The sequence below is a fragment of the Brevibacillus brevis genome (assembly GCF_900637055.1).
Taxonomy (GTDB): Bacteria; Bacillota; Bacilli; order Brevibacillales; family Brevibacillaceae; genus Brevibacillus; species Brevibacillus brevis.
In genome coordinates this window covers 157015-175000 of record NZ_LR134338.1, presented here as the reverse complement: position 1 = coordinate 175000, position 17986 = coordinate 157015, and the positions used below count along the sequence as shown (strand labels likewise).

General features: G+C 48.4%; 18 protein-coding genes and 3 tRNA genes (1 of these 21 cut by a window edge). 4 read left to right on the top strand and 17 right to left on the bottom strand.

Features of this window, described 5'->3' with window-relative positions; all coding sequences use genetic code 11:
- From EL268_RS01005 to EL268_RS00995, 3 genes are all read right to left on the bottom strand, one after another.
- Window positions 1-60, bottom strand: a tRNA-Val gene (locus tag EL268_RS01005); it reaches 16 nt to the left of the window's first position.
- Between the two features lie 38 nt (window positions 61-98).
- Window positions 99-172 (bottom strand) — tRNA-Glu (locus tag EL268_RS01000).
- Window positions 173-188: 16 nt separating this feature from the next.
- Window positions 189-281: transfer RNA gene (locus EL268_RS00995), tRNA-Ser, on the bottom strand.
- Between the two features lie 757 nt (window positions 282-1038).
- On the opposite strand from EL268_RS00995, the gene EL268_RS00990 reads away from it, so the two are divergent.
- Window positions 1039-1470: a GNAT family N-acetyltransferase gene (locus tag EL268_RS00990; RefSeq protein ID WP_106657060.1), complete on the top strand. Its 432-nt coding sequence runs from the start codon at window positions 1039-1041 to the stop codon at window positions 1468-1470.
- Here the strand turns inward: EL268_RS00990 and EL268_RS00985 are convergent.
- The 7 genes from EL268_RS00985 to EL268_RS00955 all read right to left on the bottom strand — a co-directional run bounded on the left by EL268_RS00985 (window position 1465) and on the right by EL268_RS00955 (window position 8041).
- Window positions 1465-2232 (bottom strand): type III pantothenate kinase, encoded by a 768-nt coding sequence (locus tag EL268_RS00985; protein WP_088910223.1) that lies wholly within the window; start codon window positions 2230-2232, stop codon window positions 1465-1467. The two genes, EL268_RS00990 and EL268_RS00985, sit on opposite strands and share 6 nt — an antisense overlap.
- Window positions 2233-2244: 12 nt before the next feature.
- On the bottom strand, window positions 2245-3093 hold the full coding sequence (gene nadC / locus EL268_RS00980; protein WP_106657059.1) for a carboxylating nicotinate-nucleotide diphosphorylase: 849 nt from the start codon (window positions 3091-3093) through the stop codon (window positions 2245-2247).
- The gene (gene nadB / locus EL268_RS00975; protein WP_106657058.1) at window positions 3080-4702 is read right to left on the bottom strand and encodes an L-aspartate oxidase; all 1623 of its coding nucleotides are present in this window, start codon (window positions 4700-4702) and stop codon (window positions 3080-3082) included. Before nadB ends, nadC begins: the two co-directional genes overlap by 14 nt.
- A gap of 115 nt (window positions 4703-4817) precedes the next feature.
- Window positions 4818-5243, bottom strand: coding sequence for a Fur family transcriptional regulator (locus EL268_RS00970; RefSeq protein ID WP_047074521.1), 426 nt, complete (start codon window positions 5241-5243; stop codon window positions 4818-4820).
- A 39-nt stretch (window positions 5244-5282) separates the two neighbouring features.
- Window positions 5283-6122, bottom strand: a complete 840-nt coding sequence (locus EL268_RS00965; RefSeq protein ID WP_007729939.1) for a metal ABC transporter permease — start codon at window positions 6120-6122, stop codon at window positions 5283-5285.
- 35 nt (window positions 6123-6157) lie between these two features.
- Window positions 6158-6928, bottom strand: coding sequence for a metal ABC transporter ATP-binding protein (locus EL268_RS00960; protein WP_047074517.1), 771 nt, complete (start codon window positions 6926-6928; stop codon window positions 6158-6160).
- A gap of 132 nt (window positions 6929-7060) precedes the next feature.
- On the bottom strand, window positions 7061-8041 hold the full coding sequence (locus EL268_RS00955) for a metal ABC transporter substrate-binding protein (RefSeq protein WP_106657057.1): 981 nt from the start codon (window positions 8039-8041) through the stop codon (window positions 7061-7063).
- Between the two features lie 192 nt (window positions 8042-8233).
- Between EL268_RS00955 and EL268_RS00950 the strand changes: the two genes are divergently transcribed.
- From EL268_RS00950 to EL268_RS00940, 3 genes are all read left to right on the top strand, one after another.
- Window positions 8234-8725, top strand: a complete 492-nt coding sequence (locus tag EL268_RS00950; RefSeq protein WP_106657056.1) for a PCYCGC domain-containing protein — start codon at window positions 8234-8236, stop codon at window positions 8723-8725.
- A gap of 111 nt (window positions 8726-8836) precedes the next feature.
- A complete protein-coding gene (locus EL268_RS00945) occupies window positions 8837-9172 on the top strand; it encodes a PadR family transcriptional regulator (protein ID WP_106657055.1) in 336 nt (111 codons plus the stop codon).
- Complete coding sequence (locus tag EL268_RS00940) at window positions 9169-10464, top strand: FtsW/RodA/SpoVE family cell cycle protein (protein ID WP_106657054.1); 1296 nt, start codon at window positions 9169-9171, stop codon at window positions 10462-10464. Before EL268_RS00945 ends, EL268_RS00940 begins: the two co-directional genes overlap by 4 nt.
- Window positions 10465-10525: 61 nt before the next feature.
- Here EL268_RS00940 and nadA read toward each other — a convergent pair whose 3' ends face one another.
- The 7 genes from nadA to EL268_RS00900 form a co-directional block, all read right to left on the bottom strand.
- Window positions 10526-11470 (bottom strand): quinolinate synthase NadA, encoded by a 945-nt coding sequence (nadA, locus tag EL268_RS00935; protein WP_106657053.1) that lies wholly within the window; start codon window positions 11468-11470, stop codon window positions 10526-10528.
- 136 nt (window positions 11471-11606) lie between these two features.
- A complete protein-coding gene (locus tag EL268_RS00930; RefSeq protein ID WP_106657052.1) occupies window positions 11607-12476 on the bottom strand; it encodes an HAD family hydrolase in 870 nt (289 codons plus the stop codon).
- Between the two features lie 347 nt (window positions 12477-12823).
- A complete protein-coding gene (gene ftsH / locus EL268_RS00920; RefSeq protein WP_106657051.1) occupies window positions 12824-14770 on the bottom strand; it encodes an ATP-dependent zinc metalloprotease FtsH in 1947 nt (648 codons plus the stop codon).
- 69 nt (window positions 14771-14839) lie between these two features.
- Window positions 14840-15379: a hypoxanthine phosphoribosyltransferase gene (hpt, locus tag EL268_RS00915; protein ID WP_047074507.1), complete on the bottom strand. Its 540-nt coding sequence runs from the start codon at window positions 15377-15379 to the stop codon at window positions 14840-14842.
- Entirely contained in the window at window positions 15376-16803 is a 1428-nt protein-coding gene (tilS, locus tag EL268_RS00910; protein ID WP_106657050.1) for a tRNA lysidine(34) synthetase TilS, read from the bottom strand. The genes hpt and tilS overlap by 4 nt, the downstream gene beginning before the upstream one ends.
- Complete coding sequence (locus EL268_RS00905) at window positions 16775-17227, bottom strand: threonine/serine exporter family protein (RefSeq protein ID WP_106657049.1); 453 nt, start codon at window positions 17225-17227, stop codon at window positions 16775-16777. Before EL268_RS00905 ends, tilS begins: the two co-directional genes overlap by 29 nt.
- A gap of 5 nt (window positions 17228-17232) precedes the next feature.
- Entirely contained in the window at window positions 17233-17982 is a 750-nt protein-coding gene (locus EL268_RS00900; protein ID WP_106657048.1) for a threonine/serine exporter family protein, read from the bottom strand.
- Between the last annotated feature and the right edge of the window lie 4 nt (window positions 17983-17986).

Genomic DNA, 17986 nt, shown 5'->3' with positions numbered 1-17986 from the left:
GATCGAACCGCCGACCCTCTGCTTGTAAGGCAGATGCTCTCCCAGCTGAGCTAAGCCTCCGCAATCCCCCGCTATTTCATTGGAGGTGTTTTGCTAGGTGACCCGTAGGGGATTCGAACCCCTGAATGACAGCGTGAAAGGCTGCTGTGTTAAACCGCTTCACCAACGGGCCATTTCTAAGAAAGTGATGGCGGATGGAGTGGGATTTGAACCCACGAGACGGTTCGACACCGCCTACACGATTTCCAATCGTGCTCCTTCGGCCGCTCGGACATCCATCCGTATATTTGAAGTGGATCAAAGCGATCCGCTTGTTTGCCTTTCAGAATTCATATGTTAGCATGCATTCATCTGAAACGCAAGAACTTTTTTAAAGAAACTTAAAAAGTTCAATGTGACATAACTTTTCTGCTAGGCACAATAGCCATTGTAGCGCGTGAAGCATGTGCTGTCAACGAAAAGTAATGAAAATCTCAACTTTTTTCTCTGTCCCCATCCATGGATGTGAACTACGTATATATCATTACCTGTCAGTAGCAGTGTCCCTCTCCAAATACCACTCTTTTTGTCGAGCCAGCTCGCATCTGCACTAACAAGAGAACTCACTATATGGAATGCTGAAATGGTATAATTTAACGTAAGACAAGACTGGCGGTGGAAGACCACGGCACAGCTTCCTGTAAAGGGGGTGATGCTGATGGTCTCGCTCGGCACGCTTTACCTTTTCCTAAAAGTACTGGCAACCTTGCTAAGCCTATGGTTTAGCAGCAGGAAGCTCTACCGATGGATAAGAAAGTGGCGTAACAAGCGAAAACCCACCGCCTAAGGTTGACCGCCTGACGGTGGGTTCGCTGTTTTTGTAATCATGCGCGCCGTGGGTGTGCCACAGCTACTTGTCTCAGGAGCCTTGCCGCTGCAACGGTATTGGCTCCTTTATTTATATGTCGGATCATCAATATCTCTACCAGTAGTTTAACACCCTTTTTCCATTCCATACAACATTAGCAACGATTTACAAGTAGAAAGGATTTGAAATGAATGACCTCGATCCGTCTAGCTACTCCTCAAGACATTCCTGCTGTCTGTACGATTGATGCAATGGTTCTCGGTTCAACCAGTCGTTCACCTGAACTTCAAGAAGCCATCGAGCAAGGGCATTGCTACTTGGTGTTAATCGACATGAATATCGTCGGTTTTGCCATCATCAATCAATCGTTTTTTAAGAACAGCTTTATTCATCTGCTCATTGTTCACCCTCACTATCAGAACCGAGGGGTTGGCGAGGAGATGATGCGCTATCTGGAAACGATCTCCCCTACGGAGAAATTGTTCACTTCTACTAACCTTTCCAACGAAAGAATGCAACGTCTCTGTCTGAAGCTCGGATACGCTCACTGCGGAACCCTGACTCATCTAGATCCAGATGATCCTGAAATGTTTTTCTGCAAATATGTTCGACATCCACTATGATTGATTCCGCTCATAGATCAAACGAAGTCCTTTTAGCGTAAGGTTCTGATCCACGACATGAATACAAGAGGTCTCATTCGCAAAAAGTGCTGCCAGCCCTCCCGTAGCAACTACGGTGGGACGCGTACCGTATTCATCCATGATTCTGCGTACAATGCCTTCGACCTGACCGACAAACCCATAGAAAATGCCGGACTGCATCGCCGCTATTGTATTGCGGCCGACTACACTTGCGGGCTTGGCGATTTCAATTCGCGGCAACTTGGCAGCACGAGTGAAGAGCGCCTCTGTCGATATCCCAATACCAGGAGCAATCGCCCCGCCCCAATACTGCGCCCGCTCGTCCACATAGCAAAAGGTCGTCGCCGTACCAAAATCGACAACAATGAGTGGAGCACCATAATGATGAATCGCAGCAACCGCGTTCACGATTCGATCGGAACCTACCTCTCGCGGATACTCATACTTGATGTTCAGTCCCGTCTTGATACCGGGTCCGATAATCAGCGCTTTTTGTTGCATGTACTTCCCGCACATGCGTTCAATCGTGAGGTTTAGAGGCGGCACGACAGACGAGATAATGACGCCTCTCACCTGTTCAAAACCAAGCCCCACGCTACCAAACAAGCTTTTGACGAGCATGCCGTACTCGTCTTCCGTTTTGTTCCGATCTGTGGACACTCTCCAATGGTGTTGGAGCTCGTCGCCTTCATACAAACCCAGCACAATATTGGAGTTGCCTATATCGATCACCAATAACATCGTGGTCGCTCCTTACCGTTTGCGTGTATTCAGATCGAGGCTGATATCAAATGCTTTGACGGAATGAGTCAGCGCCCCTACCGAAATGATATCTACGCCTGTTTTTGCAATGTCACCAATCGTCTCCAGACTCACACCGCCAGATGCCTCGACAATGGCCCGTCCATTGATAAACTGCACAGCTTCCACCATTTGATCGAGGGACATGTTGTCGAGCATGATCGTATCTGCACCTGCTGCCAATGCTTCCTGAACCTGTTCGAACGATTCGGCCTCTACCTCTACTGTCATCGTATGAGGAATAACCGCGCGTGCCGCTGCAACAGCCTGCGCGATACCGCCCGCTCCTTTGATGTGATTGTCCTTGATCATCACGGCATCATACAAGGCAAAACGGTGATTGTAGCCTCCCCCGACTCGAACCGCGTACTTTTCCAAAGCCCTAAGGCCTGGCGTGGTCTTCCGCGTATCGACAACCCGTGCTTTCGTCCCTGCGACGGCCGTTGCGTATTCACTCGTTTTCGTGGCAATCCCAGACAGACGCTGCATTAAATTAAGCGCAAGCCGCTCTCCACTCAAAATCGAACGAACCGAGCCGCTGACTTCGGCGATCTGCTGACCAACCTCCACTCGTGCTCCTTCTTCGACTTTTGCCTCAAAAACGAGGGTAGAATCAACCGTGGAAAATACTTGCTCCGCAATTGGCAAGCCTGCCACAATCCCCGCTTCCTTCGCATATAAAATGCCGACACCCTGCTCCGATTCAGGAATCGTACTCATCGTGGTAACATCACCAAATCCCACGTCTTCCTGTAGCCATTCCTCTATTTTTCTCTGAAGCTCCCGTTTATTCCACATCATGCTTCTCACACTCCTCTTGGACACCATCTTCTACAGACTGGATCAAATGCTTGCGCCACACCAAGTCATCTTTATTCGGAAAATCAGTACGGTAATGCCCACCTCTGCTTTCTTCCCGCAAAAGTGCCGCTCTCGTTGTCAGGACGGCAGCATTCAGCAGATTGAAGAATTCAAACGTTTCCAGGCTCTCAGGCTCGTACTGGTAGTATTGCTCCATTCGCGCAAGCTCTGCCAGTGCTTTCGTTAACCCTTTTTCGTCGCGCTTGACACTAACATGCCGCAGCATGAGCTTTTGCATTTTCAATCGTTGTTCACGTGTATGGAACGTTTGAGGCAGTTTTTGCTTGGAAACAACCTGGAAGGGATGAATGCTCGGCAAATCAGTAAGCTGCTTGATCCGCTCCGCGATCCGGTGACCGAATACAACCGCTTCCGATAACGAGTTGCTGGCCAATCGATTCGCTCCATGTACCCCCGTGCAGGATGCTTCCCCGCAGGCAAAAAGCCGCTTTGTCGAGGTCTCTCCGTGCAAGTCAGTCTGGACCCCGCCCATAATATAATGGCAAGCAGGAGCTACTGGAATCCAATCTGTCACCATATTGAGCCCATATTGTAAGCAAAAATTATAAATCGTCGGAAAACGACGCTTAATTAGCTCCTCTGATTCGTGGGTGATGTCGAGATACACGAACGTAGACTTCGTCTGTTCCATCTCAGAGACAATCGCCCGGGCGACAATATCACGCGGCGCCAGCTCTTTTTGCGGATGATACTTGTCCATGAAGCGATCACCATTGCTGTTACGCAAAATGGCACCCTCTCCACGAACCGCTTCCGAAATCAAAAAGCGCGGGGCTCCCGGATAATAAAGCGCAGTCGGATGAAACTGGATAAATTCAACATCTTTAATGCGAGCGCCCGCCCGATACGCGATGCCGATCCCATCTGCCGTAGCGATTTGCGGATTCGTCGTATAACGGTAAAGCTGACCTGCTCCTCCTGTTGCCAGCACCGTTGCTTTGGCTTCCAGGAAAAACAGTTCGCCATCCGGCTTCCGCACGAGGACACCCACGCATTCGCCATCCTGCGTGATGACATCCACTGCAAAATGATATTCCAAAACCTGAATGTTTGGCTGCTCCATCACACGCTTGGACAAAGCGCGGACGATCTCTGCCCCAGTGGCATCTCCGTTCGCGTGCAAAATACGTCGTTTGCTATGCGCCCCCTCCTGTGTCAGCTCGTACTGCCCTTGTTCATCACGGTCAAATTCCGTTCCATATGCAATCAGTTCATGCAAGCGATCAGGGCCTTCATGCACCAGGACCTCCACAGCGTTATACGAGCAAAGACCTGCTCCAGCGATTAATGTATCCTGTCGATGAAGGGCAGGAGAATCTGATTGGGCTGTTACAGCAGCGATTCCTCCCTGAGCCCAGCGTGTGTTACTGTCATCGAGTCCCTTCTTGCTGATCAACACCACATCCGTATACTCACTCGTTTGCAACGCCGTATACAACCCAGCAATTCCTGCTCCAATAACAGCTACATCTGCCCTCATCCGAGGTAAGGTGTGCAAATCAAAGTCCACAATATAACGGGGAATCATGACTGTGTCCCTTCTCTCTTGTAACTGATGATTTTCCACCCATTATAGCAAATACACGCTTGAAGGAGATGCAAAAAAAGAGCGCCCGCAAAAGCGAACACTCCCCTCTATCCGATTAATTCGAATGCGTTACACATTCCTTACACGTGCCATATACCTCGAATTTATGCCCCGTCACCTGAAACTCTTCCGGCACTGCGGAAATGATATTCATCGGACATCCTGGCAAAGAAGAAGTCTTTCCACATTCCGTACAAATCACATGGTGATGATGGTGTCCGTCTGTCGAACAGGCCAAACGGAATCTGCCTTCCCCGTCCAGCTCGGTCTCTTCCAGAATCCCCAGCTCAACAAAAGTGGAAATGTTGCGATAGACGGTATCGAAGCTGAGTGTCGGATACTGCTCCTTGATTCTCTCCATAATATCTTTGGCAGACAGGTATCGCTTCTCGGCCGCGCAGATTCGAATCATCTCCTCCCGCTTGCCGGTATACTTGAAACCATGGTCTTTCAATATTTGCAGCGCTTCTTCTACTTTCATCGACAAACACTCCTTCCTTTTGTCATATCCGGATAACTCTTATCGGAAAGCGACCCGCAGCTTCTTTACACCCAATACAACCAGCATAACCAGTACTGCCATCAGTACAATTGTACCACCAGATGCCCAATCAAGGAGATAGGCAAAATACAAACCGCTCAACACGGAAAACTCCGCGAACAAAATCGACAAGAAAATCGTTTGACGAAAGCTTTTTGCGATTTGCAGACTGGCTGCCACCGGAAGCGTAATCAGCGCCGAAATCAACAGGACACCGACAATACGCATGGAAGCCGCAATCGTCAGAGCAACAAGCACCATGAACCACAGGTTAATCGAACGCCTTGCCACGCCGGAGACGCGAGCGAATTCTTCATCAAAGGAGACCGCAAAAAGCTCCTTGTAGATCAACAAAACTGTCCCTAAAACAACAACTGCCACACCAATCAGCGCATACAAGTCTTCGATGGACACTGTAACGATTTTTCCGAACAAGTACGAATACAAATCTGCGTTAAAACCGTCTGCGATACTGATCAATACCGTAAACAGCCCAAGTCCCGCGGACAAAATAATCGGAATCGCCAAATCCTGATACGCTTTGTACACCTTACGCAGCCGCTCGATGAACAACGAACCAATCACCGCAAACAACATCCCGAAAAACAGCGGATTGACTGCGGAGAAGAAGGCGACCTTTTTGGAAATGAGCATCCCGGCAGCTACACCGGACAGCGTAACGTGTGACAAGCCATCTGCCATCATCGACAAGCGACGAACAATGAGAAACGTACCTAAAATAGGGCAGATCAGACCAATTAAAATCCCTGAAAACAGGGTATACCGCAAAAAGTCATACTGCCACCAATCAGCAAGCATGTGTATATTCCTTCTTTCTTACCTATTTACAAAGCTTAATGATGATGAGACAGCAATCTGACCGAATCACCGTACATACTTTGCAAGATTTTTTCTTGGTTATGCTCAAAATCGTGCGCCGTTCCGTGGAAGTGAATTTTCTTCTGCACACAAGCCACCTTGGTCACCCATTGCGACATAACTCCCACATCGTGGCTGACGATCATCATCGTCAATCCGTTCTCTTCCTTCAGCGAACGAAGCAAGCTGTAAAATTGATCGATCGATTCCTGATCGACCCCGACTGTTGGCTCATCGAGGATCAGCAGCTCCGGTTCAGCTACGAGAGCTCGCGCTATAAATACGCGCTGCAATTGCCCGCCGGACAAGTTGCCGATTCGTTGATCCAGCTTTTCCAGCAAACCGACACGCTCCACCGCAGCCCGAACACTCTCATGATGCTGACCCGTCAGTCTGCGAAAAAGGCCCACTTTGCCGACCAATCCAGATGACACAACTTCACGCACCGTTGCCGGAAATCCACCCGCTCCATGCGCGACCTGTTGAGCAACGTATCCAATGCGATTCCATTCACGAAACTTGGATAGTGGTTGCCCGAACAGCTCCACTGTCCCTTTGTTTGGCGTCAACAGACCCAAAATCAGCTTCATCAGCGTAGATTTCCCTGATCCATTCGGCCCGACGATGCCCACAAAGTCTCCTCGTTCCAGTGTGAATTCAACCTCATCGAGAACCTGTTTGTCTTCATATTGAAAGGAAACGCCTGTGAGCTTAATGACAGGCACCTCTTGTTTATGTGGTTCCATGAAATATCCATCCCTTAAATCGGATTTGTTCTTATTTGATTCCCTTCATCGTACTACGATTTTGCCCGAACCACAAGCATCCTACTAACGAAAAAATGCCGCCTGGGCAGCGACATCTTTTCGAGGGAATGCTTATTGGAGTGCAGTTTTTAATGTATTCATATTGTCGCGCATGATGGACAAGTAATCACGGCCTGCTTTCACATCTTCTTCCGTCAAACCTTCCAACGGATTAAGCGTAGCCGTCTTCACGCCAGCTTCCTTCGCAATCACTTCCGCTACCTTCGGAGAAACTAGCGTCTCGAACAGCACATAAGAAATGTTGTGTTCTTTTACATGCTCCACCAAGCTCTTCAACTCAGCCGTGGATGGCTCATCAGAAGGATTGACCCCAGAGATCGCTATTTGCTCCAGCCCGTAGCGTTTTGCCATATAGCTGAATGCGCTATGAGAAACCATGAATTCTTTCTTCGGCGCTTGCGTAACCATAGCTTTGAACTCTTTATCCAGCTGCTCCAGGTCTGTTGCTAGTTGTGTGTAGTTCTTTTCGTAATCGGCAGCGTGAGCTTGATCCTTTTGCACGAGCGTATTTTTGACCTTCTCTGCCTGTGCCTTCAGTTGCATCGGATCAAGCCATACATGAGGGTCCAGATCCCCGTGGTCATGCCCTGCTTCTTCTGCGTGACCTTCTTCTGTGTGCTCTTCTCCTTCATGCTCATGCTCAGCTGCACGAATCAGTTCGAGACCTTCCGTCGCATTAACGATCGTTGTCTTGTTTTTGTCGAGGTTGGTTACAGCCTTCTCTACCCACAGCTCCAAACCACTGCCGTTATAGGCGAAGATATCTGCTCCGGACAGAGCGACCATGTCTTTTGCGGTTGGCTCGTAGTCGTGAGGCTCTACACCAGCGGGAACCAGATTCGTTACCTCCACGTGTTCACCGCCGATTCGCTTCGCTACATATTCCAATGGGTAAATCGTCGTGTATACTTTTGGTTTCCCGGATGCGTCACTGCCAGTTTGCGGAGTCCCAGCCGTTTCGTTTGCTGCTCCACATCCCACCAGCCCCACTGCCGTAATGAAACTTAGGGCTGCCACCATAGCTCTTTTCATCTATATTTCCTCCTGCTCCAATTCAAAATGATTCCGATTTACGTTCTCGTCGTTTTTCATTATACGAAGAGGCGCCCAAAAAGTAAATAGGATTTATTCCGATTTAAATGTCATAAGTGCCCATCTTCTCTCCCAGCTTCACAATTTCTCCATCTGATTATGATAAAATAACTGGCAGGAGGTATGTCCAAGATGAAACGTAAATCATGGTTAGCCATTACTTTTATCACCGCAGCTCTGCTTACTGGCTGTGGCTCTACTGATCAAGCTGAACAGAATCATAGCGATCACACGCAGCACGCCCCCAATGGTGATTTGCAGGAATTGACTGCTTCCGCTGATCAGCTACCGAAATTTTTAGACAACCAAGACCCTGTCATTATCGAATCCTACAAAGTTGCTGCGGCAAACCGTGAGCTGCTTAAATCCATTCCATGCTATTGTGGTTGTGGTGAAAGTGCTGGACACGGGCATAATGGCAACTGCTTCATCAAAGAAGAAAAGTCTGATGGCTCCATCGTCTGGGATGACCACGGCACTCGCTGCGGCGTATGCATGGAAATCGCCGTTATTTCTGGAAAACTAAAAGAAGAAGGCAAATCTACAAAAGAAATTCGTAACTACATCGACCAAACTTATGGGCAAGGCTATGGAAAACCAACTCCCACCCCGATGCCTTCCTAAACACATATAACAAGACTTCCCGATGAGGAAGTCTTGTTTTTTTCTCTTTTATGGAATAGAATGATACATAGATATTCGAGGTATCGAAATCCGAGGTATAAGGAGGTAGCTATGGCAATCAACAAAGAGTTGATGAAAGGCAGTACGGTCATTCTCATTCTTACCTTGCTGGAACAAAAGGCGATGTACGGCTATGAGATGATCAAAACGATGGAAACAAGCTCGAACGGTGTGCTGTCTCTTAAGGAAGGCACCCTCTATCCCATTCTTCATACCCTTGAGTCTGAAGGAAAGGTTGAGGCGTTTTGGAGCGAAGGTGAAGGAGAGCGAAAACGCAAATATTATCAAATCACCCGCGAAGGCAAGAAACATCTGAAAGAAAAGAAACAGGAGTGGGAATCTTTTCGTACCGCTGTTGACTCCGTGCTGGGAGGGCAGGCTACATGAATGGGAACAAGCGAACTGCCCATTACATAAAAGAAGTTTGCGATCAGATCAAAAACAAAGAGGTTCATGCAGCGATTACGCTGGAGTTGGAGAATCATTTCGCAGAAAAAATCGAGGATTATCGTGAGGCTGGGTACGGGGATGAAGAAGCGACTCGGATTGCCATTGCGGAGATGGGTGATCCTGTTGATGTAGGGCGACATCTGCATCAGGCGCACAAGCCGCGGATGGAGTGGGGCATACTTGCCATCATCGGAATCCTGCTCGGAGTAGGCCTGTTGATATTGTATTCCCTCCAAATGGCGCAAGACGAACGAAATTTGCTGGAAAGGCAGGTCAATGGTATTTTGATCGGCACTGTCGCTTTGGTGGCGATTCTCTTCTCTGATTACAGTAAATTGAAGCGCTACAGCCGACTTTTGTATTTCTTTACGCTACTCTTATTACTTTTTACGCTGGCTTTCGGGGAACCGATAAATGGTATCCCTTATTTAGATATCAGGGTTGCAGCGCTCGACGTAATCTATATAAGCCCGTTCCTGCTCATCGTCGCTATCGCGGGATTTTTCACCGAGTGGAAGGAAAACGGACGGTTTACAATAGTAAAAGCTTTAGCCTACTTCCTCCCCCCATTACTGCTTCTTTTATTAGGAGGTCGCGCTTTTGCCGTTCTGTTGTATTTGATCGGCTACGTCACACTTTTGATTTCGTCTCGAACCAAATGGCCTACTGTTTTGAGCTTCCTAGGCATATCGCTTACTATTCTTGTTGCCAAGTATTATATGTTTGCGAAACCATACGAACTGGATCGTATTACTTATTACTTAAACCCATACTTGGATCCAAACGGAAAAGGCTATCCAATAATTATTCAATCCATGAAAGCCATCCAATCAGCAGGATTATGGGGGCATGGCTTTGGCTCCACCTTAAATACTGTTCCAGTACTTGAATCTGACTATATTTTTGTTTATCTGGTCCACACCTTAGGATTAGTGGCTGGAACAGTCTTTTTTATCTTAGGCATTGTGTTATTGGCTCGCTTAATTCGTACCATTAGACAGGTTAAGGATTTGTACGGTTCCATGCTGTTAATTGGCATAATGACACTCTTTTTCACCCCATATTTTTGGAGTATTTTCATGTCACTCGGCTTGGTACCTCCAACAAGTGTAACTCTTCCATTTGTAAGTTATGGAAATGCGCAACTCATCCTTCAAATGGCCTTGATGGGACTCGTCCTGAACATTTACCGACGAAAAGACATCCAGCCCTTGACCAAAGCCTCCTAATAGAAAAAGGGAGTAAAGCCCCTGCGCTCTACTCCCTTTTTGCATTTGATTAGACTGCCCCTTAAGCAGGCGCTACCGCAAGCATGCGCTCCAGGGAAGCACGAGCCGCATCAGCAACATCCTTCGACACAAAAATCTCCGGTTTCATATTCTCCAGCGCCTCTACGCATTTCTTCAGGTTGTTCACCTTCATATTCGGGCAAACGAGGTACTTGGAAGCGAAAATGAACGTTTTGTCCGGGCTGTCCTTTTCCAGCATGTAGCGTGTGCCGTCTTCCGTTCCGATAATAAATTCCTTGTGCGAAGACTCACGGCAGTATTTCAAAATTCCGGTCGTGGAACCAACGTAGTCAGCCAGGGACACCACTTCTGGGCGGCACTCCGGATGAACGACAACCACAGCTTCCGGGTGCTGCTGCTTCAACGTCATGATGTCTTCTACAGACAGTTGGTCATGCGTGTTGCAGTACCCTTCCCAAATGATCATCTTCTTGTCCGTGAATTGGGATACATAGTGGCCGAGGTTTTTGTCCGGCACCCAAATGATCTCATCGCTGTCGATCGACTCGATCACGCGCTTCGCGTTGGACGAGGTACAGCAGATGTAAGTTTCTGCTTTGACATCCGCAGAAGTATTGATGTAAGCCACTACTTTTGCATTTGGATGCTGTGCTTTGAGCTTGCGGAGCCCGTCTACGTTCACCATGTCCGCCATCGGACAGCCAGCCCGTTCGTCGGGAATAATGACGGTCTTTTGGGGATTGAGAATTTTTGCACTTTCTCCCATAAAATGAACCCCACAGAACAAAATCACATCAGCATCCGTTTCTTTCGCTTTTTGCGCCAACCCAAAGGAATCTCCAATGAAGTCAGCGACCTCCTGAATCTCGGGACGTTGGTAAAAGTGAGCAAGAATGATGGCATTACGCTCTTTCTTCAACTGCAGCAGTCGTTCACGTAACTCAGCGTTGCGCTGGGCTTTTTTTTCTAACGCTAAAGCGTCCATGGAAAAAATCCCCCTACGGTGGTGTCATAATTTACGGTCATTGTAAGCGTATAACCTCACCTTGTCAACGTGGTACATTTTGAACGAAAAAGCAGAAACAGGCCTGTACAGACGCAGCTTCTGCTTTTTCATTTTCTTACTCGCCTTTCTCTCCAAGAACGCGCTCCCGAATAAATCGGGCAACGCCTTCCTCATTATGGTGTGGGGCGATATATTTGGCCACCTGCTTGATCTCGTCAGAAGCGTTTTCCATTGCAACGGAATATCCTGCGCCCGTTAACGCCTCACGATCGTTTTCTGCATCGCCAAATGCCATTACTTTTTCTGGGGAGATTCCCCACTTCTCACAGAAGTATTGAAGCCCTTCCCATTTGGAAACTCCTTGAGGAATTACTTCGACATTCTGCTTTCCGGATGAAGTGATGGTCACTTGCTCGCTCCAAGGCTTTAGCTTCTCTTTCACCCACTCCAAACGCTCCGGGTCATGATGCCAGATGAAAAACTTGACGATTTCTACTTCCCCGGACTCCACCTTTTCCAGCATCTCTGCCAATGGCTCTACGCGAGCAAGCCTGTAGTATGGAAAATTCAAGATCGAGAACCCTTCCACAGACGCGTCCTCACTGATGGTCGCTTCCAAACGTTCACGGTCTTCTTTGATCATCCAGCGATTGCTGTTGGTATCATGTAGCTCATAATAAATCGTTTCTTGCCCCAGTGCATGGATCGCACCAATTACCATCTCGGTAGGAAGGAGCCATCGACGGACCAGCGTGCCGTCACCTTCGAATACAGCGCCCCCATTGCTACAGACATAGCCGTCAAAAGGAAAGGAATCGATCGGAATTTGAGCGGAGCCATACATCCTGCCCGTAGACAAAACGAGTTTGCAGCCTTGTTGTTGCAATTGGCGTAGTGCTTCTTTCGTTCCTTCTGTAAGCTTTGAATCGTGAGTCAGTAAGGTTCCATCCATGTCAAATGCAGCCATGCCTGGTGTTAGCAACATATCCTATCCCTCTCATTCGCATTGGATTTGCCTTTGAGTCAACATAGTGGAGGAGAAGAAAAAGCACAGGTTTCTTCGACTCTGACACGCCAGCAGGGGGATTCACTGGCCGTCTTCACTTTAAAAAGGGGACCGTCGAGCCAAAGCCACCCTACGGGCGGAAGTTTCTCAAGGAAGAAGTGTTCGACAAGCGTGGTCCCCTTTTTAAAGTTCCGACTGGGCTGGCGTTGTCAAGGTCTACGAGCCCTGTGCTTTTTCTTCTCACTAGCTTTATTGTTCATCGATACCTTTTAAAAATTTAACCTAATACTTTCCGATATTGCAAAAAAGGGCACCTGAGGCGCCCCTTATTGTTTCGGTTCTTCGTTTGTATCTTCTTGCTTTGGTTCTTCTTTTACTTCTTCCAGCTTCGGTTGAATGTTCACGACCACATCTTTATTTGCATCTGGATCGTTATCCATTTTACCTGTTTCGATCAATTGCTTGATCTGCTCAGCGTCGAGAGTCTCTACACGGAGCAGCGTGTTCGCAATCAGATCGAGCTGATCACGGTGCGTCGTCAGCAATTCTGTACATTTTGCGTAGCACTCGTTGATAATATTTTGCATTTCGAGATCGATCTCGTAGGCAATCTTATCGGAGTAGTTACGCTCATTGCCATAGTCACGGCCCAGGAATACCTGTCCTTGACTCTTACCGAACTGCATCGGTCCGAGCTTGCTCATTCCGTATTCGGTAATCATGCTGCGAGCAATAGCAGTCGCGCGCTGGAAGTCATTATGCGCTCCGGTACTAATATCCCCGAGCACCAATTCTTCCGCAACACGTCCACCCAACAGACCAACGATTTTGTCGAGCAGGTCTTGTTTGGTAGCAAAGAAACGGTCTTCTTTCGGCAGCATCACGGTGTATCCGCCAGCTTGGCCGCGCGGAATGATTGTTACCTTATGTACCATTTCTGCATTTCTCAAGTGGTATCCGATGATCGTATGACCGGCTTCGTGGAAGGCAACCAGACGGCGTTCGTCTTCGCTCACTACGCGAGACTTCTTCGCTGGACCTGCAATCACGCGGTCAATCGCTTCATCTACTTCCGTCATCGTGATTTGCTTTTTGTTTCTGCGGGCAGTCAAAAGAGCCGCTTCATTCAGCAAGTTCTCCAAGTCTGCACCCGTGAAGCCCGATGTACCACGAGCAATCACGTCCAGCTTCACGTCTTCGCCAATCGGCTTGTTGCGGGCATGAACCTTGAGCACCGCTTCACGGCCTTTGATATCAGGACGATCAACGGTAATTTGACGGTCAAAACGTCCCGGACGCAAGAGAGCTGGGTCGAGAATGTCAGGTCGGTTGGTCGCAGCGATCATGATGATCCCTTCGTTTCCACCAAAACCGTCCATCTCTACGAGCAACTGGTTGAGAGTTTGCTCGCGTTCGTCGTGGCCGCCGCCGAGTCCAGCTCCGCGTTGACGACCCACGGCGTCAATCTCGTCAATAAAGATAATGCAAGGAGCATTTTTCTTCGCATTTTCAAACAGGTCACGTACGCGGGATGCACCCACCCCAACGAACATTTCCACGAAGTCAGAACCGGAGATACTGAAGAATGGCACACCAGCTTCGCCTGCAACAGCGCGAGCGAGCAAGGTTTTACCTGTACCCGGAGGACCTACGAGCAGTACCCCTTTTGGAATACGAGCGCCAACCGCATTGAACTTGCGGTTGTCTTTTAGGAAATCAACGACTTCCTCCAGCTCAGCCTTTTCTTCGTCCGCTCCTGCTACGTCGTCAAAGGTAACGCGTTTCTTTTCTTCATTGTAAAGCTTCGCGCGGCTTTTACCGAAGTTCATTACTCGGCTTCCGCCACCTTGGGCATTGTTGAGAAGAAAGAAAAACAGGATGAAGATGATGACAAAAGGAATGATAGAGGTCAAGAACGTGAGCCAAATGCTGTTACCCTCGGCAGGATTGACAACTACATTTTTCATCTTTTGTGCATCGATTTTCTCTTCGACTAGCTTAACAACATCTGAGTCATACAAAGGAACATTGGTAAAAAATTTGTTGCTTTCCTGTCCCGGAATAGCTTTTGCCAACGTACCCTCGACCCTATAAGTACCATTCTCTGGTCGAAGCGCCAACTCAGTGACGTTGTCAGCTTTTAGCTGTACCCGGAATTCCTGATATGTAAGTTTCCCAACCTTATCAGTACCGGAGAGGATGAAATTCACGATCCCGACCGTGACAAGAAAAATCAGTAGGTAGAACCCGGTATTACGAAAAAAGCGATTCATTCCTTACCTCCTCTCACGAACAGACACTTTTCACATTTTATCATAGAAAGTACGGTCTCCACAACAAACCTACTTCGTGTAGACCTCAGGCTTCAATACACCGATATACGGCAGATTACGGTAGTGCTCGGCATAGTCCAAGCCGTATCCCACAACGAATTCGTCTGGAACATCGTAACCCTTGTAATCCGGTGAAATATCCACCTTGCGACGCTCTGGTTTGTTCAAGAGAGTCACCACTTTTACAGAAGCAGCTTCCCGATGACGCAACAGCTCTACCAAGCGGCTCAGCGTCAGTCCACTGTCCATGATGTCTTCTACAACCAGTACGTGTCTGTTTTGCACAGATGTATCGAGATCCTTCAAGATTTTCACCATGCCAGAGGACTCTGTTCCACTTCCGTAGCTGGAAACTGCCATAAAGTCCATTTCGCACGGAATGTTCATGTGACGGATCAGATCAGCCATGAAAATGACTGCACCTTTCAGCACGCAGATGACCAATGGATTTTTATCCTTGTATTCTGCAGCCAGCGTCTCACCCAATTCTCGAACTTTACCCGCGATATCCTCTTCTGATAGCAAAATCTTCTCGATGTCTTGATTCATGAAAAAACCTCCCGCCAATCTTCTCCAAACTCTACCCGCACGTGTAGAAAACGCCTGGTCTGTCCATGGACAGGCGCTACGGCGGAACGGCGCACACCTGGTACCAAAATCACCTCATCGCCCGCCGTCAAAAGCGGAAGTTTGTCACGCCATGCTCGCGGAAATTTGGCATCAATCAATAAATCCTTTAGCTTCTTTCCATCTGCTGAGCCAAACAGGGTGATGCGGTCTCCAGGTTTTCGGTTACGCAAATACAGCGATCCTGGCAACTGATCGGCATCAAAGACCGCTTCATTCGCCGGGAGTCGCTCCCAATCCATGGGACCTTCCAGGTAAGTAATATGTACCGTGGCCTTGCTCTCGTCGATCCAGGTTACACCGGGAACGGCGAGCTCGTAACTATACGTATGTATGCGATCCTGTCGCTTTCTACGACGGAAAGTGATTCGCTCGTACACCCGGTCGACTACCAGGTCATTCGGCAAATGCAATTCCGCTGAAGGGCGACTTCCCCCTAGCATGTGCAAAACGGTCTCCACATGTTGCGAAGACCATTCGGTATGTTTTGAGAGATAACTTAATATTAGAGTAATCATTCTCCTTTGTAAAGCAACGTCACAAGTTTGAAACTTGTCATTGTCCATCAAAAATGCTTCTGGTTTTTTCTCAATCGTTACCTCTTTCAACTGATCAATCGCCAGCCTCATTAAAAGCGCTTCGTCCTGCCGGATTGCCTCTGCAGTAGCCAAGATATGCTCCCGATACTTGTCATTCACTTTTTCCAATAAAGGCATGACATCCAGACGCAGCAGATTGCGCGTATACTTGCGCGATTGGTTGCTACTATCCTCACGAGGGGCGAGTCGATGTTCCCGACAGTAGCCTTCCAGTTCTTGACGCGTTTTATGCAAGAGCGGACGCACGAGCTCAATTGGGCAATCCGCAAGCATTCTTCGCTTCGGCATCCCTGTCAATCCATGCAACCTGCTGCCTCGCACAAAACGAAAGAGGATTGTCTCCACTTGATCGTCAGCATGATGGGCCAATGCCAGCTTGGTCGCTCCTTGCGCCAGACCTACCTCTCGATAAAGCCGATAGCGAATGTCGCGACTTGCTTCTTGCCCGCCCAGTCCCGTTTTTTCCATATAAGCAGGAACGTCGTACTCAAACAGATGGAAAGCCACGCCGAGTTCACGGCACAGCTCTTCTGCATAGAGCGCGTCCTGCCTTGCTTCTTCCCCACGAAAGCCGTGGTTAAGATGGACCGCATGCAGCTTCCAATTATACTGGTATTGTTTATTGAGAGAAACCAATATATGCAACAGTGCGGTAGAATCGTTGCCGCCGGAAATTCCGACAACAATGGTCTCACCTGAAAGCAAAAGCCCCTCGGACTCAATCTCGTTGCGCACGCTTGCCAGCATAGCGAGCTCCTTTCCAAATCGTCAGAACCGAAATTCCAAATATAAGTCCAGAAGCAATCGCGCCGGCCACCATCAATGTCTTGGTCGCCTGGGTAATCCCTCCGACATAATCATTATTCACGAAGGCAAGCATGGCTTTGTAAGCCAACGATCCCGGTACCAGTGGAATAATGCCCGCGACGCTAAAATTCGTAGAAGGAACTCGCAGTATAATAGATAAGAGCTGACTGAGCAAAGAGACAGCAGCAGCCGAAACAAACGTCGACAACAAGACCTCTGCACCGTAGATAGGAAGAATGGAGTAAACGAGAAAACCGACCACTCCGGCAAAACCACCCGCTACGATTGTTCGAACCGGCACATTGAACAGCACACACCAGGCTACTGAAGAGGCGAAGCTAAGCGCCAATCCTTGTAACAACATCGTACTCACCTCGTAAACGAAAGAATAATGGCTGTGGCTACCGCTACGGAGACAGCTGTCAGCATGGCTTCTACTCCGCGTGAAACACCTGCAACCAAATCACCAGCCATCAAATCCCGAAGCGAGTTGGTGATGGCGATCCCCGGAAACAACGGAAGCATCGCACCAATAATAATGATGCTTAAATGCAACTGTGGAAAGATCGTCACGCTCAACAACGCGAAAAGCCCCCCTAATAAAGCGGCGGAGAACTCCGTAAAAAACTTCATCCGGACAAACTGTTCTAAATATTCCTGACTCAGATTCACAATCAACCCGGCCATCGCAGAAGGAACCAGACTGCCCCAATCTCCCCCTGCAAGCATAGAAAAGGAGCCGCTGGCCGTAGCGGCTGCTAGATGCTGCAACCATTTCGGATAGATCTGCCTTTTCTGATCGATCTCACGCAGTGTCCGATAGGCTTGCTCCAAATTAATTTTCCCACCGACAAACTGTCGGGAAACATCATTCACGAGCGTAATTTTATTGAGGTTGGTCGTACGTTTGGGGGTACGAACCATTCTTGTATGATCTAATCCACTGCAACGGAAGGACAGGATGATGCTCGTAGGCGTAGCCGAGCTGTTGACGTCATCCATCCCCGCAGCCTTCGCAATCAATGCCATTGTCTCTTCCGTCCGGTATGTCTCTCCACCGTTTTTCAAAATAATCGAGCCTGCCAACAAGCAAGTATCCATCACCAAATCTGAGGACACGAAC